Annotated in this window: 21 protein-coding genes, 1 tRNA gene, 1 other RNA gene and 1 riboswitch; of the genes, 6 read left to right on the top strand and 17 right to left on the bottom strand. The window is 57.7% G+C overall.

What is annotated here, in order from left to right; translation table 11 throughout:
• Position 1 precedes the first annotated feature (1 nt).
• The 9 genes from ACXPUX_RS07635 to ACXPUX_RS07595 form a co-directional block, all read right to left on the bottom strand.
• Positions 2–712 carry a YveK family protein gene (locus tag ACXPUX_RS07635; RefSeq protein WP_458827781.1) on the bottom strand — a complete coding sequence of 237 codons (711 nt, stop codon included), beginning with the start codon at positions 710–712 and terminating at the stop codon, positions 2–4.
• Positions 713–947: 235 nt separating this feature from the next.
• A complete protein-coding gene (locus tag ACXPUX_RS07630; protein ID WP_097779607.1) occupies positions 948–1,865 on the bottom strand; it encodes an ABC transporter permease in 918 nt (305 codons plus the stop codon).
• Between the two features lies 1 nt (position 1,866).
• Entirely contained in the window at positions 1,867–3,036 is a 1,170-nt protein-coding gene (locus ACXPUX_RS07625; RefSeq protein ID WP_458827780.1) for an ABC transporter permease, read from the bottom strand.
• Positions 3,037–3,039: 3 nt separating this feature from the next.
• Positions 3,040–4,554, bottom strand: coding sequence for an ABC transporter ATP-binding protein (locus tag ACXPUX_RS07620; RefSeq protein ID WP_458831190.1), 1,515 nt, complete (start codon positions 4,552–4,554; stop codon positions 3,040–3,042).
• A 265-nt stretch (positions 4,555–4,819) separates the two neighbouring features.
• Positions 4,820–6,001 carry a BMP family lipoprotein gene (locus ACXPUX_RS07615; RefSeq protein WP_458827779.1) on the bottom strand — a complete coding sequence of 394 codons (1,182 nt, stop codon included), beginning with the start codon at positions 5,999–6,001 and terminating at the stop codon, positions 4,820–4,822.
• Between the two features lie 210 nt (positions 6,002–6,211).
• Complete coding sequence (gene cdd / locus ACXPUX_RS07610) at positions 6,212–6,664, bottom strand: cytidine deaminase (RefSeq protein WP_458827778.1); 453 nt, start codon at positions 6,662–6,664, stop codon at positions 6,212–6,214.
• Positions 6,665–6,739: 75 nt separating this feature from the next.
• A complete protein-coding gene (gene deoD, locus ACXPUX_RS07605; RefSeq protein WP_458827777.1) occupies positions 6,740–7,459 on the bottom strand; it encodes a purine-nucleoside phosphorylase in 720 nt (239 codons plus the stop codon).
• Between the two features lie 70 nt (positions 7,460–7,529).
• Positions 7,530–9,425, bottom strand: a complete 1,896-nt coding sequence (locus ACXPUX_RS07600) for a LysM peptidoglycan-binding domain-containing M23 family metallopeptidase (RefSeq protein WP_458827776.1) — start codon at positions 9,423–9,425, stop codon at positions 7,530–7,532.
• A 190-nt stretch (positions 9,426–9,615) separates the two neighbouring features.
• On the bottom strand, positions 9,616–10,527 hold the full coding sequence (locus tag ACXPUX_RS07595; RefSeq protein ID WP_458827775.1) for an RluA family pseudouridine synthase: 912 nt from the start codon (positions 10,525–10,527) through the stop codon (positions 9,616–9,618).
• Between the two features lie 107 nt (positions 10,528–10,634).
• On the opposite strand from ACXPUX_RS07595, the gene rnpB reads away from it, so the two are divergent.
• Positions 10,635–10,972: RNase P RNA component class A (rnpB, locus tag ACXPUX_RS07590), an RNA gene on the top strand.
• 196 nt (positions 10,973–11,168) lie between these two features.
• Here rnpB and ACXPUX_RS07585 read toward each other — a convergent pair.
• From ACXPUX_RS07585 to ACXPUX_RS07570, 4 genes are all read right to left on the bottom strand, one after another.
• Positions 11,169–12,848, bottom strand: a complete 1,680-nt coding sequence (locus ACXPUX_RS07585; RefSeq protein ID WP_458827774.1) for an LCP family glycopolymer transferase — start codon at positions 12,846–12,848, stop codon at positions 11,169–11,171.
• Between the two features lie 15 nt (positions 12,849–12,863).
• A complete protein-coding gene (locus ACXPUX_RS07580) occupies positions 12,864–13,217 on the bottom strand; it encodes a NusG domain II-containing protein (RefSeq protein ID WP_458827773.1) in 354 nt (117 codons plus the stop codon).
• Between the two features lie 3 nt (positions 13,218–13,220).
• The gene (locus tag ACXPUX_RS07575) at positions 13,221–15,149 is read right to left on the bottom strand and encodes an NAD(+) synthase (RefSeq protein WP_458827772.1); all 1,929 of its coding nucleotides are present in this window, start codon (positions 15,147–15,149) and stop codon (positions 13,221–13,223) included.
• Positions 15,150–15,908: 759 nt separating this feature from the next.
• On the bottom strand, positions 15,909–16,349 hold the full coding sequence (locus ACXPUX_RS07570) for a hypothetical protein (RefSeq protein WP_458827771.1): 441 nt from the start codon (positions 16,347–16,349) through the stop codon (positions 15,909–15,911).
• 259 nt (positions 16,350–16,608) lie between these two features.
• Here ACXPUX_RS07570 and ACXPUX_RS07565 point away from each other — a divergent pair, with 259 nt between their 5' ends.
• From ACXPUX_RS07565 to sigG, 3 genes are all read left to right on the top strand, one after another.
• Entirely contained in the window at positions 16,609–17,445 is an 837-nt protein-coding gene (locus tag ACXPUX_RS07565) for a sigma-E processing peptidase SpoIIGA (RefSeq protein WP_458827770.1), read from the top strand.
• Between the two features lie 210 nt (positions 17,446–17,655).
• A complete protein-coding gene (locus ACXPUX_RS07560) occupies positions 17,656–18,360 on the top strand; it encodes a sigma-70 family RNA polymerase sigma factor (protein ID WP_249240300.1) in 705 nt (234 codons plus the stop codon).
• 531 nt (positions 18,361–18,891) lie between these two features.
• Entirely contained in the window at positions 18,892–19,659 is a 768-nt protein-coding gene (gene sigG / locus ACXPUX_RS07555) for an RNA polymerase sporulation sigma factor SigG (RefSeq protein WP_458827769.1), read from the top strand.
• Positions 19,660–19,834: 175 nt separating this feature from the next.
• Here sigG and ACXPUX_RS07550 read toward each other — a convergent pair whose 3' ends face one another.
• Entirely contained in the window at positions 19,835–20,083 is a 249-nt protein-coding gene (locus tag ACXPUX_RS07550) for a sporulation transcriptional regulator SpoIIID (RefSeq protein WP_015537824.1), read from the bottom strand.
• A gap of 110 nt (positions 20,084–20,193) precedes the next feature.
• Positions 20,194–20,294, top strand: a riboswitch (TPP riboswitch).
• Positions 20,295–20,379: 85 nt separating this feature from the next.
• Here ACXPUX_RS07550 and thiT point away from each other — a divergent pair.
• Complete coding sequence (gene thiT / locus ACXPUX_RS07545) at positions 20,380–20,946, top strand: energy-coupled thiamine transporter ThiT (protein WP_117929824.1); 567 nt, start codon at positions 20,380–20,382, stop codon at positions 20,944–20,946.
• Positions 20,947–21,107: 161 nt separating this feature from the next.
• A tRNA-Ala gene (locus ACXPUX_RS07540) sits at positions 21,108–21,183 on the top strand.
• A 233-nt stretch (positions 21,184–21,416) separates the two neighbouring features.
• On the opposite strand, the gene lacZ is transcribed toward ACXPUX_RS07540, so the two are convergent.
• The 3 genes from lacZ to ACXPUX_RS07525 all read right to left on the bottom strand — a co-directional run bounded on the left by lacZ (position 21,417) and on the right by ACXPUX_RS07525 (position 26,382).
• Positions 21,417–24,500, bottom strand: a complete 3,084-nt coding sequence (lacZ, locus tag ACXPUX_RS07535) for a beta-galactosidase, LacZ type (RefSeq protein ID WP_458827768.1) — start codon at positions 24,498–24,500, stop codon at positions 21,417–21,419.
• Positions 24,501–24,626: 126 nt separating this feature from the next.
• Entirely contained in the window at positions 24,627–25,490 is an 864-nt protein-coding gene (locus ACXPUX_RS07530; RefSeq protein ID WP_458827767.1) for a carbohydrate ABC transporter permease, read from the bottom strand.
• Entirely contained in the window at positions 25,483–26,382 is a 900-nt protein-coding gene (locus tag ACXPUX_RS07525) for a carbohydrate ABC transporter permease (protein ID WP_437444014.1), read from the bottom strand. The genes ACXPUX_RS07530 and ACXPUX_RS07525 overlap by 8 nt, the downstream gene beginning before the upstream one ends.
• Positions 26,383–26,405 lie beyond the last annotated feature (23 nt).

Here is a 26,405-nt window from a genome sequence, read left to right as displayed (position 1 = left end):
CTTACACCTCCGGGATCAGGCCCAGCACGGGCAGACCGAGCTTCTTCTGAACGTCTTCGTCATCCACAATGGTATCGTGCAGCAGATGTGCCAGCACCAGAACGCCGCACACCAGAACAGCGCCCAGCAGACCGGCCATTACAACGTACTTCTTGGTCTGGGGGAACACCTTGTTGGGGTTGATGGCCACATCGCTCACCGTCTTGCAGGAGCCGGCTTCCACCTTTTCCACCAGCACGTCGGGTACGATGTCCGCAATGGTCTGGACGATCTCGCCCGCGCGCTCTGCATCGGTATCGGTGACCGTGATCTTCATGATCTGGGTGGAGTCCACATCGGCAACCTCCACCATCTTATACAGCTCGCCGTAGGTCATGTCCAGTTCCAGCTCATCAATGACCTCGTTCAGCACAGTGTTGCCCTTGATAATGACCGCATAGGTGCTGATCAGGTTCTTGGCAGAGTTGAAGTTATCACTGGTGAAGGTGGTGGTCGTGTCCTGCCGGGTGTTCACGATCATGTTGATGGAAGCCTGATACTTGGGTGTAAGCGCAAACATACACACCAGCAGGCAGATCAGCGCTGCCGCAACAGCTGCTGCCACGATCTGCACAATATGCGCCCACAGCAGGCGCGCCAGTTCCATCAGATCAATGGTCTCTTCGTCCTCCGCGCTCCGGAGAGACTGTCCCATAGTTGCTTTTTCGTCCATAATAGCGAGACTCACCTTTCTTGTTGTTCCGCAGTGCAAGAAATGTACACCGGGTTCCTATAGATACACATTCATTCTATAATGATAGCACATCTTGTTGTATTTTACAAGTAAAAATGCCATTTTCTGCCGGTAAACAGATGGACAAAATATGCCATGCCCCGTACAAAAAAGGCATCCGCAGCACATGGATGACTGCGAATGCCTTCATTTTACGGATTTTTAGCGAATGCGCTCAACGGGAGCCCTTGTCGTAGGGGATACCCTCGGCCTTGGGTGCCATGCTGTTCTTGGAGGTGAAGGCCAGAATGACCATGGAGGCCACGAAGGGCATCATATTATAGATATTGCTGGACCAGTGCAGCTGCGCGAGGAAGGTAGAGTCTGCGATGTTGGCAAGGCTCTTGAACACGGCAAAGAACATGGCCGCACCAAAGATGTGGAAAGGCTTCCACTGGCCAAAGATCATAACCGCCAGTGCCAGAAAGCCTGCACCGGCCACGCCGACTTCAAAGTTCCAGGTCTGCACCGGGGGCACGATATACGCCAGACCGCCGATGGCGCCCAGCGCACCGGAAAGGATGACACCGGCGTAACGCATTTTGTAAACATTGATGCCCACCGAGTCCGCAGCCTGCGGATGCTCGCCGCAGGCACGCAGACGCAGACCGAAGCGGGTCTTATACAGCACGATGTAGCTGACTACCAGCAAGATCAGCCCCAGCGGCACGAACACGCTGAGCTCCAGCCCACCGATGCTGAACAGGAAGGGCTTGTTGGAGTAGTTCAGCTTGGCGCTGCCGCTCTCGCTGAAGTACTTGGAAATGACCACTGCAATGGCGGTGGCCAGCAGGTTTAGCGCCGTGCCGCCGATGGTCTGGTCGGCCTTCAGGTTGATGGAGGCAAAAGCCAGCAGCAGACTGTAAACCACGCCCGCCAGCGCTGCCACCAGAATGGAGATGAGCACCACAAGGAAGGGCGACAGGCTTGCAGGCAGCATGGTCAGGGTAAGCACACCGGCCACGCCGCCGATGACCATGATGCCCTCCAGCGCAATGTTGATGATGCCGGAATGTTCGCTGAACATACCGCCCAGTGCCACCAGCATCAGCACGATGCCGTACAGCAGGGTATATTTGATCAGAAGCAGCATATTACTTGCCCTCCTTTTTGGTCTTTTCTGCGGCAGGCGCAGGCTCTGCATTCACGTTGGTCTTTTCGGCATTTCGGAACAACAGGCTCTGGATCTTGCCCCGGAACAGCATGGAGAATGCGCACAGGTAGATGATGATGCCGCTGATCAGATCCGAGATCTCAGTGGGGTAATACTTGGTGGACAGGAAGGAGCCGCCGACCGAGATATGGGAGATGAACAGTGCAGAGAACACGGTGCCGATGGGGTTCGAGCTGGCCAGCAGTGCCACCGAGATGCCGTTGAAGCCCATGCCCGGCAGGCTGGTAGAGTTCAGCGGGTTCCACTGGGACACGTTGGACAGATAGAACAGACCCGCGCCGAAGCCTGCCAGTGCACCGGCAATGGCCATGGAGAGGATGATGTTCTTCTTCTCGTTGATACCGGCATAACGGGCGGCGTTCTTGTTCAGGCCAACGGCCTTGAGCTCGTAGCCAAAGGTGGTCTTGTTCAGCACCACCCAGATCAGCACGGCCACCGCTGCCGCTAGGAAGATGGCAATGGTGGTGCTGTTGGTCTGGAACAGCTTGTTCAGGCCGAAGTCCGGGATCAGGGACTGGGCAAAATCAGCGTTCTTGCTCAGGTTCAGGGTACGGGTGTTGCGCACATCGTACATGGGGCCGGTACCGTTCTGGTAGATGAGCTCATTTACCAGATACAGGCCGATCCAGTTGAACATGATGGAGGTAATGACCTCGTTGATGTTGAAGTAGGCCTTGAAGAAACCGGGGATCGCGCCCCACAGGCCGCCCAACACGGCTGCTGCCAGCAGACAGACGAACCAGGGCAGCTTGAGCATGATGGCGCAGTACAGCGCACCGTAAGCGCCCAGCGTATACTGACCGGCTGCGCCGATGTTGAACAGGCCGGTCTTGAAGGCAAAGGCCACGGACAGACCGGTCATGATCAGGGGTGCGGCATTGGCCAGTTCCTTGCCCACGCCGTAGGGGGCATCGTGGAAGCCGCCCTTGATGATGCGCACAAAACCATCGCCCCATGCGTGTGCGGGGTTGATGGCCACCAGCACCAGAAAGCCCACCAGCAAACCGATCAGGATGCACAGCAGTGCAGCCAGCACGCTGGTAACAGAGCTTTGCAGACTGCCGCTGCGGGAAAGTTTTTTCTTATTCATGTGTTACTGCTCCTCCTTTCCCTGCTTGCGGGCACCTGCCATATACAGACCCAGCTCCTGCACGGTGGTGGTCTTGGGGTCAAACTCGCCCACGATCTCGCCCTCATACATTACAAGGATGCGGTCAGAAAGGTTCATCACCTCGTCCAGCTCAAGGCTGACCAGCAGCACGGCCTTGCCCTTGTCGCGCTCGGCTACGATCTGGCGGTGGATGTACTCAATGGCACCCACGTCCAGACCACGGGTGGGCTGCACTGCCACCAGCAGCTTGGGGTCGCGGTCGATCTCGCGGGCAATGATGGCCTTCTGCTGGTTGCCGCCGGACATGCTGCGCACGGTGGTCACACTACCCTGACCGCTGCGCACGTCGTACTGCTCGATCAGCCGGTCAGAGTACTCGCGCACCTTATCAGCACGGATAAAGCCACCCTTCTGGAACTCCGGCTGCCAGTAGCGCTGCAATACGATGTTGTTTTCCAGACTGAAATCCAGCACCAGACCGTGCTTGTGGCGGTCCTCCGGGATGTGACCCATGCCGTCCTTGGAGCGCTGTCGGATGCTCTCATGGGTGATGTCCTTGCCGTCCAGCGTAAGCTTGCCGCCAGACAGCTTGCTCAGACCGGTCAGACCGTAGATGAACTCGGTCTGGCCGTTGCCCTCGATGCCCGCCAGACAGACGATCTCGCCTGCGTGCACCTTGAAGGACACGTCTTTTACCACATCCTTCTTGCGCTGGTCGTTGTGGATGGTAACGTTTTTTACGTCCAGCACGGCCTCGCCGGGGTGTGCAGGCTGCTTTTCCACCTGCAGCTGCACGTCACGGCCCACCATGCGGCGGGAAAGCTCTTCCTTGGTGGTGCCCTTGATATCCACCGTGCCCATATACTTGCCCTTGCGCAGCACGGTGCAGCGGTCAGCCACAGCCATGATCTCGTTCAGCTTATGGGTGATGAACAGGATGGACTTGCCCTCCTTCTTGAACCCGCGCATGATCTCCATCAGTTCGTCGATCTCCTGCGGGGTCAGCACAGCGGTAGGCTCGTCAAAGATCAGGATCTCGTTGTCGCGGTACAGCATCTTCAGGATCTCCACGCGCTGCTGCATACCAACCGAGATATCGCTGATCAGGGCGTCTGGGTCCACCCGCAGGCCGTACTTTTCGCTCAGCGCCATCACCTTTTTGCGTGCCTCGACCTTCTGCAAAAAGCCCATCTTGTTGGGTTCCACGCCCAGGATGATGTTGTCCAGCACGCTGAAGCATTCCACCAGCTTGAAGTGCTGGTGCACCATGCCGATGCCCAGTGCGTTGGCATCATTGGGGTTGCGGATGGCGACCTCCTTGCCGTTTTTCAGGATCTTGCCCTGTTCCGGCTGATACAGGCCGAACAGCACGCTCATCAGCGTACTTTTGCCCGCACCGTTCTCGCCCAGAAGGGCGTGTACTTCGCCCTTGCGCAGCTGCAGGGTGATATCATCGTTTGCCTTGATACCGGGGAATTCCTTGGTAATGTGGAGCATCTCGATCACATAATCCTCTGCCAATCTGCTCACTCTCCTTTCGTGCCGTAACGACACCTTTTCTATTCTACAAACCATTATACCTGATTTTTTGCGGTTTGCACACGGCTTTTTGATTTTTTGTCAAAAAGCACAAGTAAAAGTATTACTTTTGTACGGTCTGCATGATTTCCTACCTGTTTTTCCTACATAGGCATACAAAAAGGGCGGGGTGCCCCTGCATGAGCACCCCGCCCCTATTACGGGAGTAATTCCGGGAAATCGATTACTGGATGTAGTTGACCTTGGTGAACTCGCTGACGGTGGGCTTGGTAGCGTCATCGGAGCTGTTGTCCACAACGAGCTCGCCGGAAGCGATCTTGTCCTTCAGGGTCTCGTACTCGTCCTTGGTAAAGGTCTTGAAGTTCCAGCTGTCATCAGCAGTGGGCAGACCAACATAGTCGCCCTCCTCCAGACCGAAGTTACCGTTGGTAGCAGCGATGTTGCTCCACTCGCCGGCCTCGATGTCGCCCAGAGCGGTGCTGACAGACTCAGACAGACCCTTCATGGCAGAGGTGATGAACGGGTTGTAAGCGTAGCCGTCCTTTTCCACGCCGTTCGCGCCGATGTAGTTCTGGTCAACGTCAACGCCCACAACGTAGCCATTGTTCTTCAGGGCAGCCTCGACAGCGGAGGTGTAGATGCCGCCGCCGCAGGCAAAGACGATCTCGGTGCCGTTGGCATACCAGCCCTCCATACGAGAGGTGATGTTGGCATCGCCGTAGAACTGGCCGCCGTAGAAGTAGTTAATATCAATGTTGGTGCCCAGCTCCTTTGCAGCAGCGTCAGCGCCCTGCACATAGCCGTAGCCGTAACGGATAACGGCGGGCACAGCCATGCCGCCCAGGAAGCCCAGCTTGGTGTAGCCATCCTTGACAACGGCGTAACCTGCCAGATAGCCTGCCTGCTCCTCCTTGAAGGTGATGCAGTAGCAGTTGGCGGGGATGCTGTCGGTGCCGATATCGCCCTGGGTCACGTCGATAGCGATGAACTTGATGTCGGGATACTGCTCAGCAGCCCATGCCAGAGATGCGCCGTACAGGTAGCCCACGCAGACGATAACGTCAGCGCCGTCGTTGACAGCCTGACGGATCATGGTCTCGCGGTCCTCATCGGAAGCATCAGACTCAGGGATATAGTACTGGCAGTTGTCGCCCATGTAGCTGGAGACAGCAGTCCAGCAAGCCTGGTTGAAGCTCTCATCATCGATCGTGCCGGTATCACAGGTCAGAGCGACCTTGGCGATCTTCTCAGCGCCGTCTGCTGCACCGGAAGCGGCGGAAGAGCTGGCAGCTGCGGAAGAAGCAGTGCTGGTGGAGGAAGCGGAAGAACCGCCGCAGGCGGTCAGAGCAGCGGCAGCGGCAGCAGCACCGGCCACGGCCAGAAAGTTACGACGAGAAATCTTCATAAGAAACTCTCCTTTTATTTTAAAAAATTGCGTCAAATGAATGAAATGTGCGCTCTGGCACATTTGCTGGCTCAAGTATAGCGGGTGGAAGTGACAGATGCAAGCAATTTCCGATTACAAATTCTTTACAAATCCCTTGTATAATTTATAAAAAAGTAATACTTATTCACTAATTTTCCCCTGCTTGCGCTGTTTTTCGCAGAAAGACAGTTACTTTCCTTCCACGGCGCTGTTGCCCGCCACGTTGGAGGGGCCAAAGCCGAAGGGCAGCAGCTCATCCATGCTGCGCTCGATGAAATCCTCCGGGGTCTTTGCCATAATGACGTTCAGCTCCGGCCCGCCGAACTCGAACAGCGCCTGACGGCATACCCCGCAAGGCGAGGTGATCTGCCGGTTCACTTCACCCCGGCGGCTGCCCACCACGGCGATGTCGGTAAACGCGGTCACGCCCTCTGCCACTGCCTTGAACAAAGCAGTGCGCTCGGCGCAGCTGGTGGGGGTAAAGGCGGCGTTCTCCACGTTGCAGCCGGTAAAGATGCGGCCGTCCGCAGCGCGCAGCGCAGCGCCTACCATAAAATCGCTGTAGGGTGCATAGGCCTTTTCCCGCGCGGCCAGCGCCATGCGGATCAATTCCTGCTTTTCTTCCATGGTCAGTTTTGTCATGCTGCTCCCTCCTTTTACGGGCAAAAACAGCGCGGCTGAGCCTTGGGGCGGCAGCCGCGCTGGAAAAGTATGCGATCAGTACTCTGCACCCAGAGCGACCTTCATCATGTCGGTAAAGCTCTTCTGGCGCTCCTCGGCGGTGGTAATGCCGGGGGCCACAAAGCTGTCCGAGATGGTCAGCAGGCAGGCGGCGTTCTTGCCCAGCACCTGTGCGTTGGCAAACAGGGCAAAACTTTCCATCTCCACGCACAGGCAGCCGTCCTCGTCCCGCAGCTTTTCCCAGTAGGTGGGCTTTGCGTCCGAGGGCTGGCGGTAGAACACGTCCGAGGAGTGGATGTTGCCCTCGATCAGGGGGATGCCCTGCTTTGCAGCGGAGGCACGCAGCTTTTCGTTCAAAGCTGCGCTGGGCAGGGTGACGTTGCCGGTAAAGCCGCTCTGCACCCGGGCGTAGTTGCTCTCGCTCACAGCACCGGTGGCCAGCACGGTATCGAACAGCTTGGCCTTCTCGGTGTAGCTGCCGGCAGAGCCGATGCGGATGATGTTCTCCACGCCGTAGAAACTGAACAGCTCGTAGGAGTAGATGCCGATGGAGGGCATACCCATACCGCTGCCCATCACACTGATGGGGCGGCCTTCGTAGGTGCCGGTAAAGCCCAGCATCCCGCGCACACCGGTCACCTGCCGGACATCCTGCAAAAAGGTGTCGGCAATAAACTTGGCACGCAGGGGGTCACCCGGCATAAGGACTGTCTTGGCGAAATCGCCCATTTCTGCGCTGATGTGAGGGGTAGACATAGATGATCTCTCCTTTTTATTCATGATACAGCAGAGGGGCTTTCCCCTGTGGAAAAGCCCTCGCTGCTTTTTACCGATATTTATTGCGGTTGAACACGGTCTGCGGCGAAACATAAGCGCCGTTGCGCCGGATCTCGAAGTGGCAGTGGTTGCCGCTGGAACGTCCGGTACTGCCCACATAGCCGATGAGCTGACCCTGCTTGACCGACTGACCGGCATGCACCACCAGCGACAGGCAGTGGGCATACACGGTGGTGTAGCCGTTGCCGTGGTTGATGATGATAGAGTTGCCGTAGCCTGTGCCCGCACCGGCGCGGTTGTAGCCAGATTTGGTCACCGTACCCGCTGCCGAAGCGTAAATGGGCGTACCGGCGGCGGCGCAGATATCCACGCCCTTGTGGCTGCCGCCGTACCAGCGGGAGCAGTACCGGTAGCCGGGCACCGGCCAGATGAACTGTCCACTGCCGGTGATATAGGATGCACCGGAGGACACCTTTTTGGTACCCACCGTAACTTTTTCAGTCACAGGCTCCTTGGTCACCACGGTGCTCAGGATCTGCTGGGAAAGCTGGTTGCCGTTTGTATCGTACACCCGCTGTGCCGTCACAGTGCGGACGCCGTTTTCACCCTTCTGGGTAACGCGCTTGGTACCGGAGTTCAGCTCTTTGGACTTGGTGGTCTCGGTGGTGTAGGCGATCTCTTCCTCCCAGCTTTCCACCTTGGTGATGCGCACCTCCAGCGTCTCCTCCTCCCGCACCACAGTCAGTGCATCGCCGGGCAGGATCTTGGAGTTCTGGGTCAGACCGTTTTCACCATTGGCGGTAAAGCCGGTGTTCATTTCACACAGTTCCTTCACGGTCAGGCCGTTTTTCTGGGCAATGGACCAGATGGTATCGCCGCTTTGGACCGTATAGGATTTTTCTGCCTGCTGTACGCCGGAGAGCAGCTGCTCCACCTCGGCTTCATCCTGGAAGCTCTTGTTGAAGTAGATGCCGTTTTCCAGTGTGACATCCTTGTTGAAGCCCACGGTGGTGTTGGGGTCATCGGGGTTCTCGTAGGGTTCCAGCAGGCTGCTGATGTATCGTTGCAGGCTGGTGCCGTCCGCGCACACGGCGGTCAGCTCACCGTCCAGATACAAAGCTGTGCCCTCGCTGATCTGGTCGCTGGAATTTTTGAGGATGGCGTCAGCCACGTCATTTTCGTCCATCACGTCATGGGCGACGGTCACGGAATAAGTAGGCTCCACGGTAAAACGTGCCTGCTCTGCGCCGGAATAATTGATACGCTGCTGCACAGCTTCCAGCGCAGAGTTGAACACCTCTTCGTTGGCCACATAGCCCACGGTCTTGTCGTCCACCTGCACCTGCAAGGCGTAGGGCTGGCGGATGGTGGTCTGGAACACAGTCACCATAACAGCCAGCGCTGCCACCGGCAGCACATACATAGCCATACGGGGCACAAGGCGGATGTTATCGGCGATGCCATGGGTAAGGAAGTGTCCGCTTGCGCGCAGCGCAGCGCCAAAGCCTTTCTCCTTGCGCACCTGATGTGCGTGGCGCAGCAGCGCCCAAGTACCCCGCAGGGCAAGCACCACCGGACCAAACAGATCCCGCAGCAGCTGCGCCGCCCCGGGGAACGCCATGGATGCGATATTTTTCAGCAGTTCTCTGACCGTCTGCAGCAGACGCTGCAAGCCGTGCTGTAAGCGGCGCCCAGTGCGGATGACCGCATACTCGGCAGAAAAACCCACGGCATACAGTCCCTCGCCCACAACAGGGGCTACGGGGTTGTGCAGCAGCTTATGCAGCCACTTTTCCCGGCGGTGCTGACGCTTGCGGTGCAGCCTGTGCCGCCGCAGCACACCCCGGCACTGGAGCTGTGCCCACAGTGAACGCAGCTTCTGGCGGCGGGGATGCCGTACCGGCTGCGCAGCGGGCTGCTGCTCCTTTGTTTTATCTTCAATCAACGGGATTTTCTCCTTCCTGCGCTGCTGCAGGGCATTTTTTCGGCCCGGAACACAACAGCTAGATGGTGTACGTCCCCCTGTTCAAAAGGCCAACAGGGCCTGTACACAATACGCTCTTTTTTTATTATACACTTTGCATGATTTGAAACAAGCGCTTACATAAAATTTGGCTACTTTTTTCACGCAGTTTTCACGAAAAAAGCGCTTCCATATCCGGCGGCAGCGGGCTTTCCACCGTGACTGTGCGCAGCCGCAAGGGCATTTCCACCCGGATACCGTCCGGCAGTGGGGTGTATACAGGCACTGCAAAGCTTTGCTTCGCGCAGTGCAGTGCCTGTCGGCCAATGTGCTCCCGACTGCCGCCGTAAAGGTCGTCCCCCGCAAGCGGATGTCCGATGGATGCAAAATGCACCCGGATCTGGTGGGTGCGGCCGGTCACCGGCACACAGGCCGCAAGGCTAAGGCCGTTTTCTTCCTTTATAATAGTATACTCCGTGCGGCTGGACTTGCCCTCGGGGGTAACGCAGCGCCCGATGATGCTGTCGCCCCGGCGGCCGATAGGTGCATCGATGACCCCTTCCCCCAGCGGCAGTGTACCCTGCGCAACGGCATAGTACAGCTTTGCCACCCCGCCCGCCAATAGCGGCGCGGCGTAGGCGTTTTTCGCCGCCAGCACAAGGCCGCTGGTGTCCTTATCAATGCGGTTCACCGGACGGAACACCGGGCTGTGGCCGTGGGCCGCCGCCCACGCCGCGTAGCCGTTGGCCAGCGTGCCACCGGGGTAGTTCAGGGTGGGGTGCACCGCCAGCTGCGGCGGCTTTTCCAGCACCACGGCAAAGGCGTCCTCGTAGACCACCTTGACCGGAATTTCCGGCTGCGGGGTCACGCCGTCCCCCTCCGGCGGCAGGGCAAAAGAGAGCACCTGCCCGGGAAAGATGCGCCGGTTTGCCAGAATAGGCACGCCGTCCGCAAAAAAGCCGCCGCCCCGGAACTTGACCGCCCGGGCAAGGTCGGTAGAGACGGCACACTGGCGCAGAAAGCTGCGCACCAGCACCCCATCGTGGGTAGCAGCCGTATCCGGCACGGCAAAATACAGCTGCATGGCCTGTCCCTCCCCTGCAAAATTTACAAAAACACAAATGATATTATAACAAAAATCCGTTTCACTTGCAAATCTTACTTTTTTATGGTATCATGAGGAACGGAAAACGAGTGGAACATACGGCGGCGGGGCGGCTTTGACCGCTCTGAGGAAAGTCCGGGCCTCACAGAGCACGGTAACTGCTAACGGCAGCCGAGGGTGACCTTAGGGAAAGTGCAGCAGAAAACAAACCGCCGCAGCAATGCGGTAAGGATGAAACGGCGAGGTAAGAGCTCACCAGCGCATGGGTGACCATGCGGCTTTGTAAACCCTACCGGAAGCAACGCCTATATGGGACGTACAGCGCTGCTCGCGTGTCCCGAAGGCGGCACGAGCCTGTCAGCAATGGCAGGCCTAGACAGATCGTCGTTTAATACAGAACCCGGCTTACGGTCTATCTCGTTTTCCCTTTTGTGGTTTTGCGCTGTCTGCGGTTGCAGGCAGCGTTTTTTATTGCAGCAACGTAAAAAGAGGTCACCGCACAGGATTTGTGCAGTGACCTCTTTGTTGTTAGCAAGACCATTGAAAATGCCCGCCGCGTGCGCTTTGGGCATTTTCAGCGGAATGATCATTTTTAATTGCATTTCACGCAAAAGGGTTGCTCAGTTCCCGCCTGCGCCAAGGATGGCATCCAGCACGGTGGAGGCGGCGCTGTACAGCGAGCCGGCGGCCTGTTCTACCTGCTCCTGCGTGGGCAGGCTGACGGCAGGCGTCTCGGTGCTGCCGCCCTCGGCGGGGGTGGTCTCCGGCTGGGGCGTCTCGGTAGCAGCGGGCTGCTCGGCGGGCGTCTCTGCGGGCTGCTCGGTGGGCTGCTCTGCCGGTTGTTCGGCGGGCTGCTCCGGCACGCTCTCCGCAGGCTCTTCCACGATCACGCTGTCGGCAGGCGTTTCGGGCACTGAGACAGCGGCATCGGGGTCGGTAGTGGGGGTGTGCACGTCCGTCTTTTCCGGGGTCTGGGTGGTGGAGCTTACCGTACCCTCGCCGCCCAGCACCGCCGCGATCATCTCTTTGGCCTTTGCCACAGAGCTTTCGTCCGGCTTCATGACGTAGAGCTTCTGCCCCTTGGCAGAATAGCACTTGGTGCTGCTGCCGGAGGAGCCGGTAACGGTGTAGCTTTCAATATTCCACTCCGCAAAATCGCTCAGCTGCATCCGCACCAGTGCGCTGATCTGGTTCTGGGAAAGGCTGGTGACGAAGCAATCGGCAGCAGAATCCATGATCTTGGAAAATCCCATCAGCAGCGCCGGGGACTTGATCTTGTTCAGCATGGCATCGATCACCTTCATCTGGTTGATGCCGCGCTGCACATCGCCGGTTTTAAAGGCGTGGCGCTCGCGGGCAAAGGCCAGCGCAGCCTTGCCATCCAGATGGTTCCAGCCCTCGGCAAAGGTGGTGGGGTCGTAGTAGCCGGGGCTGCCCACCGAGGTGAACGCCTGATCGGAGTACACATCCACGCCGCCCAGCGCATCAACAATGTTGATAAACCCTGCAAAATTGATGCGGATGTAGTGCTGCACGTCCACCCCATACAGGTTGCCAAGGGTGTCCATGCTGGTCTGCACACCGTAAAGCCCGGCGTGGGTCAGCTTATCCTTGCTGTTCGTTCCGGCAAGGTCCACATAGTAATCGCGCGGGGTGTTGATCAGCACCACCTGCTTGGTAACGGGGTTCACTGCGGCAATGATATTCACATCACTGCGTGCTTTTTCCGTCAGATCACCGCGGGTATCCACACCGCTCAGGTACACCACAAAAGGCTCTTTGGTGATCTTTTTCGCCTCGGCGTTGCTCAAAAAACCGGTGGTCATATCGCCCAGCGCAGCAAGGCCCTGCTGCGCCCACACGCAGCCCAGTGCCATGGCGGCGCACAGCACCACCGAGAACACCCGGGACACCGTGCCTGCAGTTTTGTACTCCTGACAGCGCTTGACCAGCAGCCACAGCAGCGCCAGCAGCGCCGCCAGCACCACCAGATACAGCACCGGCAGCATTTGGGTGCGCCAGAGCTGCACCAGCGCCAGAACGCTTAAAATTGCCTGTACGACCAGCAAGATCTTCCCTCGTTTCGGGGGCAGGTACGCCCCATTTGCCCCGCCAGCAGTGCTGCGGGGGGTGTTTTGCTGCGGGCGGCGGGGCGGCGGAGCGGATTGCTCCGGCGGCAGCTCCGAGAAAAACGCGGCGCTGTCCACCTCTACGGTGGCGTCCTGCTGCTCAGCCTTGTGCAAAAGACGGTGCAGGGAACGCCCGTCCTCCTTGCGGGAATGCTCGTTTTCGTCCAACATGAGAATACTCCTTTTTCAGCCCACCGGAACGATGGTCAGCACGGCGCGGGCAGGCAGGCAGGTGGCAGTTTGATCCTCCGCCGACAGCCAGCCAAAGCCCTCGCAGATGTGATCCGGGCAGGGCGATTCAATAAACCGCGCTCTGCCGTCCTTTACCTCTATATGCACCGTATAATAACCGGTGTTCACACTGTAAGTTTCATCTTTGTCCAGCGGAATGTCCAGCACGGCGTTGTCGTCGCCGTAGATCAGCTGGGCAGCCAGTTTTCCGCCCGTAGCGTTGTGGCTGCGCACAGCCAGCAGCACCGCTGCGATGGCCAGCACCACCACTGCAAACAGGATATTGGTCAAAAGCTTTTTGTTCTTCATGGCTTACTGCTCCCCGGGCTTGAGCTGCTCCAGCTCTGCCAGCCAGAGGGTGGCACAGGCATCGCTGGGCATCCGCCAGTCGCCCCGGGGCGAAAGGGTCACGCTGCCCACCTTGGGGCCGTCCGGCAGGCAGCTGCGCTTGAACTGCTGGGCAAAAAAGCGCCAATAGAAGTTGCGCAGCCACTTGTACAGCACGGCATCCGTGTACTCTGCCCTGCCCGCGAAAGCAGCCTTTGCCAGCCGGTAAATTTTAGCTGGGCCAAAGCCGCAGCGCAGCACATAATACAGGTAAAAATCGTGCAGCTCGTAGGGGCCCACCAAATCCTCGGTGATCTGTGCAATTTCGCCGTCCTTGGCGGGCAGCAGCTCCGGCGAGACCGGGGTAGCCAGAATATCCAGCAGCACATCGTGCAAGGCGGCGGTGGCGGCGGCTTCGGCTTCGTACTGCACCAGATAGCGCACCAGCGTTTTGGGCACACCGGCGTTTACGCCGTACATGCTCATGTGGTCGCCGTTGTAGGTCGCCCAGCCCAGCGCCAGCTCCGAAAGGTCGCCCGTGCCCACCACAAGGCCGCCGGTGCGGTTGGCAAGGTCCATCAGCTCCAGCGTGCGCACACGCGCCTGCCCGTTTTCAAAGGTGACGTCCAGCACGGTCTCATCCTGCCCGATGTCCGCAAAGTGGCTGCGCACGGTGTTGGCAATGCGGATCTCCTGAAAGCTCACGCCCAACTCCCCGCACAAAATCTCGGCGTTGCTGCGGGTGCGCTTGGTGGTGCCAAAGCAGGGCATGGTCACTGCCAGCACATCGGCGGCGGGGCGGTGCAGCTGCTTCATGGCGCGCACCGCCACCAGCAGAGCAAGGCAGCTGTCCAAGCCGCCGGAAATACCAATGACCGCCGTTTTTGCGTGGGCGTGTTCCAGCCGCTTGGCAAGGCCATCGGCCTGCATCTTCAAAATCAGCTCGCACCGGGCGGCGCGGCGCTGCGGGTCGCCGGGCACAAAGGGGGCGGGGTCAATGCGGCGGGTGAGCACCGTTTCCTCCGGTGATAGGTCAAATTCCACCGTGACATAGCCCTCGGCGCTGTGCTCAAAGCTGGTGTTGCGGGCACGCTCGGCCTCCATGCGCTGGCAGTCCAGCTCGGTCTCGGCGTGGTCGCCCGCAAAGGGTGCAGTCTCGGCAAGGATGCTGCCGTCCTCGGCGATGAGGTCATGCCCGGCAAACACCATATCGGTGGTGCTTTCGCCGTGCCCTGCCGAGGCGTACAGGTAGCCGCACAGCAGCCGGGCAGACTGGTTTGCCACCAGTGCGCGGCGGTACTCCGCCTTGCCCACGGTCTCATCGCTGGCAGAAAGGTTTGCGATCACGGTCGCGCCCGCCAGCGCGTGGAAGGTGGAGGGCGGCAGCGCGCTCCACAAATCCTCGCACAGCTCCACACCCAGCACAAAGCTGGGCATCTGGCGGCAGCGGAACAGCAGCGATGTGCCAAAGGGCACCTGCTGCCCGCAGACGGTCACCGTCTGCACCTCGGTGCTGCCGGGGGTGAACTGCCGCTTTTCGTAAAACTCGCCGTAGTTGGGCAGGTAGGTCTTGGGCACGATGCCCAGCAGCTGCCCCCGGCACAGCACGGCGGCGCAGTTGTACAGCTTGCCGTGCACCAAAAGCGGCAAGCCCACCAGCGTCACGGTGTCCAGCGTGCGGGTCTGCGCAAGCAGCCATTCCAGCGCATCCAGTGCGCCCTGCTGCAAAGTGCGCTGCAAAAACAAATCGCCGCAGGTGTAGCCGGTAAGGCAGAACTCCGGGAAAACCGCCAGCTTTACCCCCCGCTGCGCGGCAGCTTGCAGTTGCTCTAGCACCTGCTGTGCGTTATAGGTGCAGTCTGCCACCCGCAGCGCGGGCGAAAAGGCAGCTGCCTTTAAAAAACCATCTTTCATAAGAGGATTTCACATCCTGTCTGTTTCAATGTTGCCATGGCGACCCATGTTGACCATAGTATACCACAAACCGCCTAAAACGGAAAGTAACAGACTGGTAAAAGAAGTGTGAACGTACCCCTTCCGTCTTGCCGCTGCGCGTCAAGCCACCTTCCCCAAGGGGACGGCTTTTTGCGGCAGCGGGAAACTTTGCGGCAAAACCGCAAGGTGTCCGGCAGTACAAAAGACGCCCTCTCAGGCGCTCCCGCGCCAGCTCCCCCAAGGGGGGAGCCAAGATTTAAAGTCCGTTGCTAAAGTATCAGGTGCAATGACAAAGTATATGGGCGTGCTCTTGGCTCTCCCTTTGAGGAAAGACTTCCCCCGCTCCGGGGGAAGATGTCACCGTAGGTGAAAAAAGGGGGAATCTGTCACCGCAGGTGACTGAGAGGGCGCACGCCGTTTGGCTCGTTGCTAAAGTATTAGGCATAATGAGGAAGTTTCCGGCAGCGCTCTTGCCTCTCCCTTTGGGAGAGGTGGCATCGCCACAGGCGATGACGGAGAGGGCGCACGCTGTCTGCCCCATTACTAAAGCATCAGGTGCAAAGAGAAAGTTTCCGGCATTGCCAAAAGCCGCCCCCTTGGGGGAGCTGGCGAGCGAAGCGAGACAGAAGGGGTAAAAAAACACCCCCGCAGGCATAAGCCCACGGGGGTGTTATTATGCTAGTATGTTCCCTGCACCCCTAAGGGTACAGTCACGCAAGCATTAATCAATCAAGCTGATTACTTTTCAACGGCACCAAACACACCGATAGCAGCGTCCTTAGCCTTGTTGGTAACAGTGCCGAAGCCCAGGTTGTAGATAGCAGCCAGGTTGCCAACGATGTTCAGGCCAACGTTCAGAACGCCCTTCATGCCAGTCAGGATCTGCTCCTTCGTGGAAGCGTTATTGCCAGCGTAGTTACCATTCCAAATGCCAACGATGTCGCCGCCGAAAGAGCCCAGAACATCGCCGGGTACGTAGCCGCCGCTGAAGACGTTGCCCAGAGTGTTAGCAACGAAGTTGTTCAGGTAGCTGTTACCAATGATGGTCACCAGGTTCTTGCTGAAGTTGCTCCACTCCTTCTTGCCCATGACAGGAGCCAGGTACTCAGCAATGCTACCACCCATAACGTAGGTCATCTCGTTCTCAGACACAGCAGAGAAATTTGCAGGCATCATCATAATGAATTACTCCCTTCAAAAATAGAAAAAATTATTTTCGAACCGGTGTTTCCGGCTCAATCCTTACTAGGATGGCAATAATATACCACACTTTCCAGAAATGTTCAAGTACTTTTTTGAAAAAAGTGTAAAAACTGTGAAACCTCGTCCCGTCTTTTGTAGCAAAACCGCACTGTTCATGCGGGTTTTTCTGGTGTGACAAGTTTTTTCGCAAATTTGTGAAAAATAGACTACCAGAACCATAAGGCGGTGCTTTGCAATGAAAACAGTTGTTTTTGTGGACGAATTACTGCTGGTAAACTTTGCCGCGGCCGCCGCGCTGCTGCTGGGCGCGGGGCTGTTGTGCGGGCGCAGCTGCACCGGGCTGCGGCTGTGCGCGGGCAGCGCGGCGGCTGCGGCAAGCACCCTTGCCCTGCTGGCTCCGCCGTGGCCCGCCCCGCTGGCGGTACTATATAAAATAGCCAGCTGCTGCGGGGTGGTGGCGGTGTGCTACGGCGTGCCCGGGACGCGCAGCTTTGCCCGACTGTGCGGGTGGTATGCGGCGCTCAACGGCCTGTTGTGCGGCGCGGTGGTGCTGCCCGGGGTACAGGCCAACAACCTGAATGTGCTGTTGCCGGTGCGGCCGGGGCGGCTTTTGCTCTGCTGCGCCGGGGTGTATGCGCTGCTGCGCGGGCTGCTGGCAGTGTTTGGCCGCCCGCAGCGGGGCTGCTTTGCCGCCGTGCTGCATATAGCGGGCGCGGCTGTGCCCGTACAGGCCTACCACGACACCGGCTTTACCCTGCAAGACCCCCTTGCCGGGCGGCGGGTGGTGCTGGTGCAGTACCCGCCGGTGCGCAGCCGGCTGCCCGCGCCGCTGCGTACCTACTTAGACAGCTGGTTTGCCGCCGGTGCTGCCCCGCCCCCGGGGCTGGGGGTGCAGTTTGTGCCCTGCGCCGCCGTTACCGGCCACTGTCTGCTGCCCGCCGTGCCCGCCGCGCTGTGCCGTGGGCAGCGCCGCGTGCCCGGCCTGCTGGCGGCTTTTTGCGCCCCGGACGCCCCCACCGGCCCATGGACGCTGCTGCTGGGGGATGACGTAGCGGAGGAGGTTGGGGTGTAGGAGTTTTCCGCCCTCTCAGGCGCTTCCGCGCCAGCTCTCCCGGAGGGAGAGCCAAGTTTTAAAGTCCGTTACTAAAGCTTTAGGCGCAATGAAAAAGTTTCCGGCAGCGTCAGAGGCTCCCTCCCCGAGGGAGCTGGCAAAGCCGCCAGGCTTTGACTGAGGGAGTTCTCTTATATTACATATAATAAAAGGTGCACAGGAGGGATATCCATGTTGCAGTTTTTCCGCAAGGTCTGGCAGCGGCTATGGGGGCGTTTGCGCTACTGCGGCGCGGTGCATTATCTGGCGGGCGGGCCCAGCCTGCCTCCGCCACTGACCCCCGAGCAGGAAAAAGCCCTGCTTGACTGCATGGCCGCCGGGGATGCCGCCGCCCGGGAGGAACTGATCACCCACAACCTGCGGCTGGTGGTATATCTGGCCAAAAAGTACGAGAACAGCGGTGTGCCCGCCGAGGACTTGGTAAGCATTGGCACCATCGGGCTGATCAAGGCGGTAAACACCTTCACTCCTGCCCGCAGCATCAAGCTTGCCACCTACGCCAGCCGCTGCATCGGCAACGAGATCCTGATGTATCTGCGCAAAAGCTCCAACCGCCGGCAAGAGGCCAGCATCGACGAGCCTTTGAACGTGGACGGCGACGGCAACGAGCTGCTGCTCTCGGACATCCTTGGCAGTGATGCCAACGCGGTAAGCCAGCAGCTGGAGCAGGACGCCGAGCGCGCCGTGCTGCGCAGCGCCGTGGCGGCGCTCTCGGCACGGGAGCGGCAGATCATGGAGCTGCGCTTTGGCCTTACCGACGGCGTGGAGCGCACCCAGAAGGAAGCCGCCGATGCCCTTGGCATCAGCCAGAGTTATATTTCCCGGCTGGAAAAGCGCATCATCCACACCCTGAAAGCCCGCCTTGAAAGCGAGTAGCCACACTTGACATTCCGCGTGGGAACGTGTATAATGAAACTACAAGAGGCGCTGGCCTTACAAACGGCTAACTCCTTACCATACTAGATCAAAAGAAAAATGACCGTTCAGGATTGGGGAATCATGAAGGCGGTCATTTTTTCTTTTTATCATCACTGTGTGATACAGTCCATGTGATCTGAAAGGTGATGTAGATTGCTCCGCCGAGCAGCGTGAGCAGCAATACGACCTGTTCAAATGTCATGACGCATCCCCCCTTCCCGCCCTTAAGCGTCCGGGGAGAATCGAGATTTCAAAGAAAAAAATTCGCTCTTACCCGGCACTCAGGTACCGGTAAGGAGCTAGCCGCCTGCGTTTGTGGGCACAGCGCCTGATGGACGGCTTGCACCGCCAGTCACAGCATACCATAAAATTACAGGTTTGTCTATAATGCGCCCCTCTTTTGCGGAGGGGCGCTCAATTTTTTCCACGCATAGCGCCCGGCGCACAGAGCCATACTTCCGGTAAAGCTAAAAGACCGGGGGCGTTTGGATGTACAACAAGGTGGAGCTATGCGGTGTGAACACAGGGCAGCTGCCCGTGCTGACCGAAGCGGAAAAGCGGCAGCTGCTCACCCTTGCCCACGCCGGGGATAAGGCTGCCCGGGCGCGGATGGTGGAAGGCAATCTGCGGCTGGTGCTCAGCGTGGTGCAGCGGTTTGCCCAGCGGGGCGAGAATCTGGACGATCTGTTTCAGGTGGGGTGCATCGGGCTGATCAAAGCCATCGACAACTTTGACCCCGCGCAGCCGGTGCGGTTCTCCACCTACGGCGTGCCCATGATCATTGGGGAGATCCGGCGGTTCCTGCGGGACAACAATGCCTTGCGGGTAAGCCGCACCCTGCGCGACACCGCCTACCGCGCCATGCAGGCGCGGGAAACGCTGGAAAAGCAGCTGGGGCGCGAGCCCACCATGGACGAAATTGCCGCCGCAGCGGGCCTTGCCCGGCGCGATGTGACCGCCGCGCTGGAATCGGTAGTGGAGCCGCTCAGCCTTGACGAGCCGGTGTACACCGACGGCGGCGATGCGATGTATGTGATCGATCAGGTGCGCGACCCGGACAGCGAGGAAAGCTGGATCAGCGGGTTGCAGTTCCGCGATACGGTAGCCGCCCTTTCGCCCCGGGAAAAGCGCATTATGGAGCTGCGGTATCTGCGCGGCAAGACCCAGATGGAGGTGGCGCAGGAGATCGGCATCAGTCAGGCACAGGTAAGCCGGTTGGAAAAAGGTGCCTTGCAGCAGTTCCACACCGGGGGATAAAATAGCTGTTTTTTGCGTCCCCTATGAAAAAGTGGTTCAAAAACGTCCGCAGACGTTTTTGAACCACAAATTATAATTATGTTTTCCGCCGAATATGGCCAAAGCAGCGCGGCGGCCATTCAAGAACGTCCCAGCCAAAAAAGACCGCTGCACGGCGCAGCGGTCTTTTTTGGCTTTAGCGGCGGCTGTATCTGCGCCGGGTGGCAGCCCCGCCCCGCAGATGGCGCTCGGCCTTGTTGCGGGCCAGCACGGCACGCACCTGCCCGTACAGCGCAGGGCTGATGCTGCGCAGCCGCACGGCAACGTCCTTGTGCACGGTGGACTTGCTGCACCCGAACGCAGCCGCCGCTGCCCGCACCGTGGCGTTGTGGGCGGCAATATATTCGCCCAGCTGCACGGCACGCTGTTCCGGATCGGCTTTCATATCCCGCCTCCCTGCGTTCCAGCTTTGCAATGGTATAACATACGCACCGCCGGGGCGGATTATGTCTGCGGGCTTGACTTTTTGTCCCCCGGCGCGTATACTGTGGGCGGACATAAAAACAGGGGCGCCGTAAGGCTGAGATCCGCATCGCGCGGAGTACCCTTTACCTGATCCGGGCAATGCCGGCGTAGGGAGTTTGCGGAACTGTCCGGTACGTTCAACAAACCTCCATGCGTCTGCTGTCGGCAGGCGCATTTTGTTTTTGTGTACTACTATGAGAGAGGAATCTTTTCATCATGTCCAAAACCTATTCCAAGACCCGTATTCTGGTGGAATGCGCCCTGATGATCGCCATTGGCACGGTGCTTTCCAACATCAAGTTCTTCACCATGCCCAACGGCGGCAGCATTACCCTGCTGAGCATGCTGCCCTTTGTGCTGGTGTCCTTCCGCCACGGCGCAAAGTGGGGTCTGTTCACCGGTTTCGTGAACTCCTGCCTGCAGATGATCATGGGCTTCTACCCTCCTCCCGCCTCCACCTTCCTCTACTTCCTCGGTGAGGTGCTGCTGGACTATGTGCTGGCCTTTATGGCACTGGGTCTGGCCGAGCTGTTCGCCCGCCCCTTCAAGAACCGCACCGTGGGCGTGGCCGTGGGCACCTTTGCTGCCGGTTTCCTGCGCTTTATGTGCAGCTTTTTGTCCGGCGTGCTGGTCTGGGGTAACCTGAGCGATGGTCTGGCCGCATGGACTTACAGCCTGACCTACAACGGCAGCTATATGCTGCCCGAGACCCTGCTCACCATGGTGGCAGCTGTGCTGCTGTGCCGTGTGGCCCCGCAGATCTTCGACCGTCAGGCACGCTAAGGCGTAGTTTTTCTAAAAAGAGCTTTCCCCCGCTTCCCGATCCCCGCCGGGCACACGCCCTGCGGGGATCTTTTGCCGCAAAAATTTTTCAAAAAACTGTTGACAAGCGCCCCTACGGCTGGTATAATTACACACGTCGTCAGGCACAAGGCAAGACATCTGGGGGTTTAGCTCAGCTGGGAGAGCGCTTGCATGGCATGCAAGAGGTCACCGGTTCGATCCCGGTAATCTCCACCAGAAAAAAGCACTACACAGAAATGTGTGGTGCTTTTCTTTTTGCTGAAGCTGGCTTTTTGGGGGCTGCATTGCTTCGCCTGCACCGTTTTCAGGCTTTTGCAGGCGGTTCCTATATAACCTCCAATTTTTGACTTTACACCGTTTTCAAAAAGGAATGTTTGCCGCTCGGTTTTTCAGCAGGCTGCTGCATCTTTGGCTTTTTTCACAGAGAACACCTCATTTGCGGGCAATCATCAGATGCCACGGAACGTAAAGGTGAACTCCACAGGCTTGGTCACATCAGGAATATACTCCGGGTGGACATTGGCACCCCAGCTGTCATCGCCGCCAACGCCCATCTGCTCGCCGATGGCACGAATCACCGTGTAATGGACCGGGGGCAGCTCGTAGGGGTGCTTGGCACTCTCCATTTCATGGGGGGTGTAGGGCAGCGCAGAGAAGAACATGGGCTTTGCGGCCTCTGCGGTAAACAGCAGCCCGCGACCCTTGCGGTCCACTACCTTTGCCCAGCGCACAGCGGTCTTTGCACCGCACTCCTGCGGCACAAGGTACTGTGCCATGTTGTCTGCGACCTTGTTCTGGTAAATGCCCAGCTTTGCACCATGCTGACGATCCCAGTAGGTCTCCGCAGGGCCGTTTCCGTACCACTCCACCGTGTCGTAGTCAGCGTCGATCTTGAACAGTACGCCGAACTCCGGCATTGCTGCAAGTCCTTCCACCGGGTCATAGTGCAGGGTGGTCTGGATGCGGCCATCACCGAACACACGGTACTGCAGGCTGCACGCTGCTGCGGGGCTGGTCTGGAGGTTGTAGAGATAGGTCACGACCACGCTGTCGGCTTCCACCTCGCAGGTGGGGTTCTGGAGGATGGTGCCGCCATGAACAGACGGGATCTCCTTGCCGATGCCCTTGGCGGTAGCGTACAGACTTGCCAGCTTCCACTGACCGCGAACGCCGCCCATGTTGTTGCCGCAGTCGTTGTCGGTGGGGGCGCGCCAGAAGTTGGGTCGGGGGATCTCCTGAATCATCTCCTTGCCGGCATAGCGGTAGGAAGTCAGACCGCCGTTCAGATCGGAGAACAAAACATCGAAATTCTCACCACGGACACCGATGTTGTGTGTACCGTGCGTAACGGTAAACGGCGTGACCTTCTTGCTGGGAATGGAACGAACCACAGCGATCACACCCTGTCCAAAGGCGACTTCATGACCTTTCTTTGCCCAGCTGGTGTCCTCCTTCAAACGGAAGCTGATGGTCACTGCATATTCACCGGGGAGCGCAGGGACCATAAACGGCAGCGGGAAGCTGGAACGCTCTTCGGGAGCAACATCAATATTGGTCAGTTTCTGCTGCTGATACAGCTTTCCATCACGGTGCAGCAGAGCAACGCAGTCGAAAGCACCCGTAGAGGTGAACAGGTTCTTATTCCAGACTTCAAATCCAGAATTGTCGATGGAAACGGCGATGTTCTGATAGCAGAACTTGACCTCCTGCATCTTGGGAGAAGGAGCACGGTCACCACCGTAGGCAATGCCGTTTCCGCTGAAATTATAGTCGGTAGGACGCTCGCCGAAGTCGCCGCCGTAGGCTTGGAACCACTTGCCGTAGCGGTCTTTTTTCCAGATGGACTGGTCGATGTAATCCCAGATAAAGCCGCCCTGATAGCCGCAGTCCTTCTGGTCGGCAAGTTCCGTGTACTTGTGCAAAGCACCGTTGGAGTTGCCCATAGCATGAGAATATTCGCACTCGATATAAGGCCGCTTATCGCCCTGTGCCAGATACTCTTTAATGTCCTTCACCGTGCTGTACATATGGCTCTCGATATCGGTGGTTTCGAGGAAGCGGGGATCATTGACCACACCTTCGTAATGCACCAGACGGGTGTCATCAAAGCGGCGGACCATCTCTGCCATCTGGAGCAGGGTCTCACCACCAAACGATTCGTTGCCCAGAGACCAGATCAGAACAGCAGGATGGTTTTTGTCACGCTGGTAAGTGGAATTCATGCGGTCAAACAAGACAGCTTTCCACTCCGGCTTATCATTGGGCAAAACGCCCTCGATGCCGCGAATGCCCGCCTGATGGATGTCCCATGTGCCATGGGATTCCAGATTGTTCTCTGCGATCAGATACAGACCATACTCGTCGCACAGGTCATACAGTGCATCCTGATTCTGGTAATGGCTGGTACGGATGGCATTGATGTTGTTCTGCTTCATGGTGATGATATCCCGAAGCAGTTCCTCATGGGTGTGTACGCCCACAGCACGACCCGTAATGGAGCTGAACTCATGACGGTTGGCACCCTTGAACACGATGCGCTTGCCATTGAGCAGCATCCGATTGTTCTTCAGCTCGAACTTGCGGAAACCGACTTTCTGCCCGGTCACCTCTACCAGATGGCCTGCATCGTCCAGCAGCTCGATTTCCAGTTCATACAGAGCCGGGTCCTCTGCACTCCACAGGTGGGGGTTCTCCACCGCATGGCTGAACAGAACAGAGCCGCCGTTCAGTGCGATTTTTTCGGAGAACACTTCCAGCTCACTGCGGCGCAGGGTCAGACGGGCTGCGCCCTTGCCCTCCACCTGCAGTGCAACTTCCAGCGTGGAATGAGTAAAATCATCCCCGGCAAACAGCGTTTTGACGGATATATCTTCCAGATGCACGGTGGGGATGGCGTACAGCCACACGCTGCGGAAGATGCCGGAGAAGCGGAAGAAGTCCTGATCTTCGCACCAGCTGGAGGAAGTCCACTTGAACACCTGCACGGCAAGTTTGTTCACGCCCGGCTGGAGATAGGGAGTCAGATCGAATGCGTGTGCGGAGAAGCTGTCCTCGGTGTAACCCACATAGGACCCGTTCAGCCAAAGAGCCATGCCGCTTTCCACACCCTCGAACTCGATGTGGACGGGCTTGCCCTGCATGGAGTCCGGCAGCTCGAAGTATTTTACATAGCTTGCCACCGGATTGAACCGCTGCGGGATCTCGCCCGGCTGTACTTCTTCACGGCCATCCCACGGGTACTGAACATTCGCGTACTGGGGAATGTCGTAGCCCTCCATCTGGATGTGTGCCGGAACATGAATGTCATCCCAGCCGCTGCAATCGTAATCTGTCTTTTCAAAGCCGGGGATGGCACTGGTGTAGTTCTTTGCGTAGGCGAATTTCCAGATACCGTCCAGCTTCAGCGCCAAAGAAGAAGAGCCTGTCCGATATTCTTCGCGGGAAGCGTAAGTACGGAAACTTGCATGAGCATTCAGCACGTTTTCCTTGAAAAAGGTGGGGTCTTTTACTTTTGCAAAATCAAATGCAGCCATATTGTTCCTCATTTACCTTATTATGTGATTGAAAAAAATTCCTTCATCGTCCCCCAGAGGAGATGGGAATTCCTCTGGGGGAACAGCAGATGAAGGAGAAAAAGTGGGTAGCGAAAAGATAGAGAATTACTTCACCGCACCGGTAATGCCCTCTGCGAACTGCTTCTGCAGAACGAAGAACACGATCATGGTAGGGATGGAGCAGAACAGAACGCCCATCATCAACATACCGTAGTCGATGGAGTAGCCGGCCGCAATGTTGGCGATCAGCATCGGCATGGTCTGTGCACGGTTATCGGTCATAACGACCTTCGGCCACAGATAAGCGTTCCATGCGTTCATGAACGTGATGACCGCAGCCGCCGCATAGGTGGATTTCATGATGGGAACATACATCCGGAAGAAGATGCCCGTTTCACTCAGGCCATCAATGCGCGCTGCCTGCATCAGGTCGTTGGGGAAGTTGCGGGAGTTCTGTCGGAACATCATGATCAGGAACGGAGTGGAAATGCTGGGCAGGATGAACGCCCAGACACTATTCAGCAAACCGGCTCTGGACATCATCTTGAACAAAGGAACCATCGTGGCAACCTGCGGCACCATCATGGCGAGCAGCAGGATGCTGAACAAGCGGTCCTTGTTCTTATCATGATACAACTCAAAACCAAATCCTGCAAGAGAGCAAACGAACATGGAGATCACAGTCTGCACGATCGCATACAGGAAGGAGTTGCCCATGGCACCTGCCAGATTCTGCGATGCGATCAGATTTTTGAAGTTCTGCATCGCATAGGTGCCGAACATGATCTTGCCGCGGGCAACATCCAGTGAGGTATTGGTCGCTGCAGAGATCATCCACAACAGCGGGAAAACCGAAATGAACGAGATGATGATCAGGAAGATGTAAGCAGGAACCAGTCTGCGCTGGATCATGTGTTTCTTGCCTTTTTCACGCTGCACAAGTGCGTGGGTTTCTGCTGTATTAGTCACGCTTGTCACCTGCTTTCATGCTGATAAAGGACAGGATGGCAACCATCATGAAGATGACGAAGGACAATGCCGAAGCATAGCCGAAGTTTGCAACGCCCTGACCCATGGAGTTGTTGTAGATGTAGTGCGACATGGTGATCGTTGCATTCGCCGGACCGCCGGCAGTCAGGTTGACCGACTCATCGAACAGCTGCAAGGTACCGTTGATGGACATGATGGCGGTCATCACGATGGTGGGCATCAGCAGCGGAACAGTGATCTTCCAGAACGTCTGCCAGCCGTTGGCACCGTCAATTTTGGCTGCTTCGTACACCGAGTAGTCGATGTTCTGCAAACCGGCCAAGAAGAACACCATGTTGTAACCCGTCCAACGCCAGATCAGAGCCAGAATAATGATGATCTTTGCGCTGGTGGGATTGCCGAGGAAGTTGTAGTGCGTTTGCAGGATGCCCAGCTTGCACAAAACCGTGTTTACCAGACCGTCCGTTGCAAACAGGGATTTGAAGATCAGGGAGTACGAAACCAGAGAAGTTGCACAGGGCAGAAACACGCAGGTGCGGAAGAATCCCTTGAACTTCAAATCGTGATTGTTCAGCAGCTGTGCCAGCAGGATTGCCAGAATCAGCATGATCGGAACTTCCACGACCAGATACAGGAAGGTGTTTCCCATCGAGCGCAGGAACAGTGCATCCTTGAACATTCGGGTATAGTTGTAGGTCAGCGGGCTGGCCCACTTCATGTTTGCACTAGAACCCGTTTTCAGAGAGGTCAGAAAGCCGTTGATGATGGGGATAAAACTCATGATGGTAATAAGGACCGTGCCGGGCATCAGGTAATACCAGCCCGCACGACGCTGTTTTGCCATCAGAGAACCACTTTTTTCGTTCTTCAATGTCAAACCCTCCTTCGGATGAA

Source organism: Faecalibacterium sp. PGM34, assembly GCF_054456555.1.
This window is presented reverse-complemented; position numbering and strand designations above follow the sequence as displayed.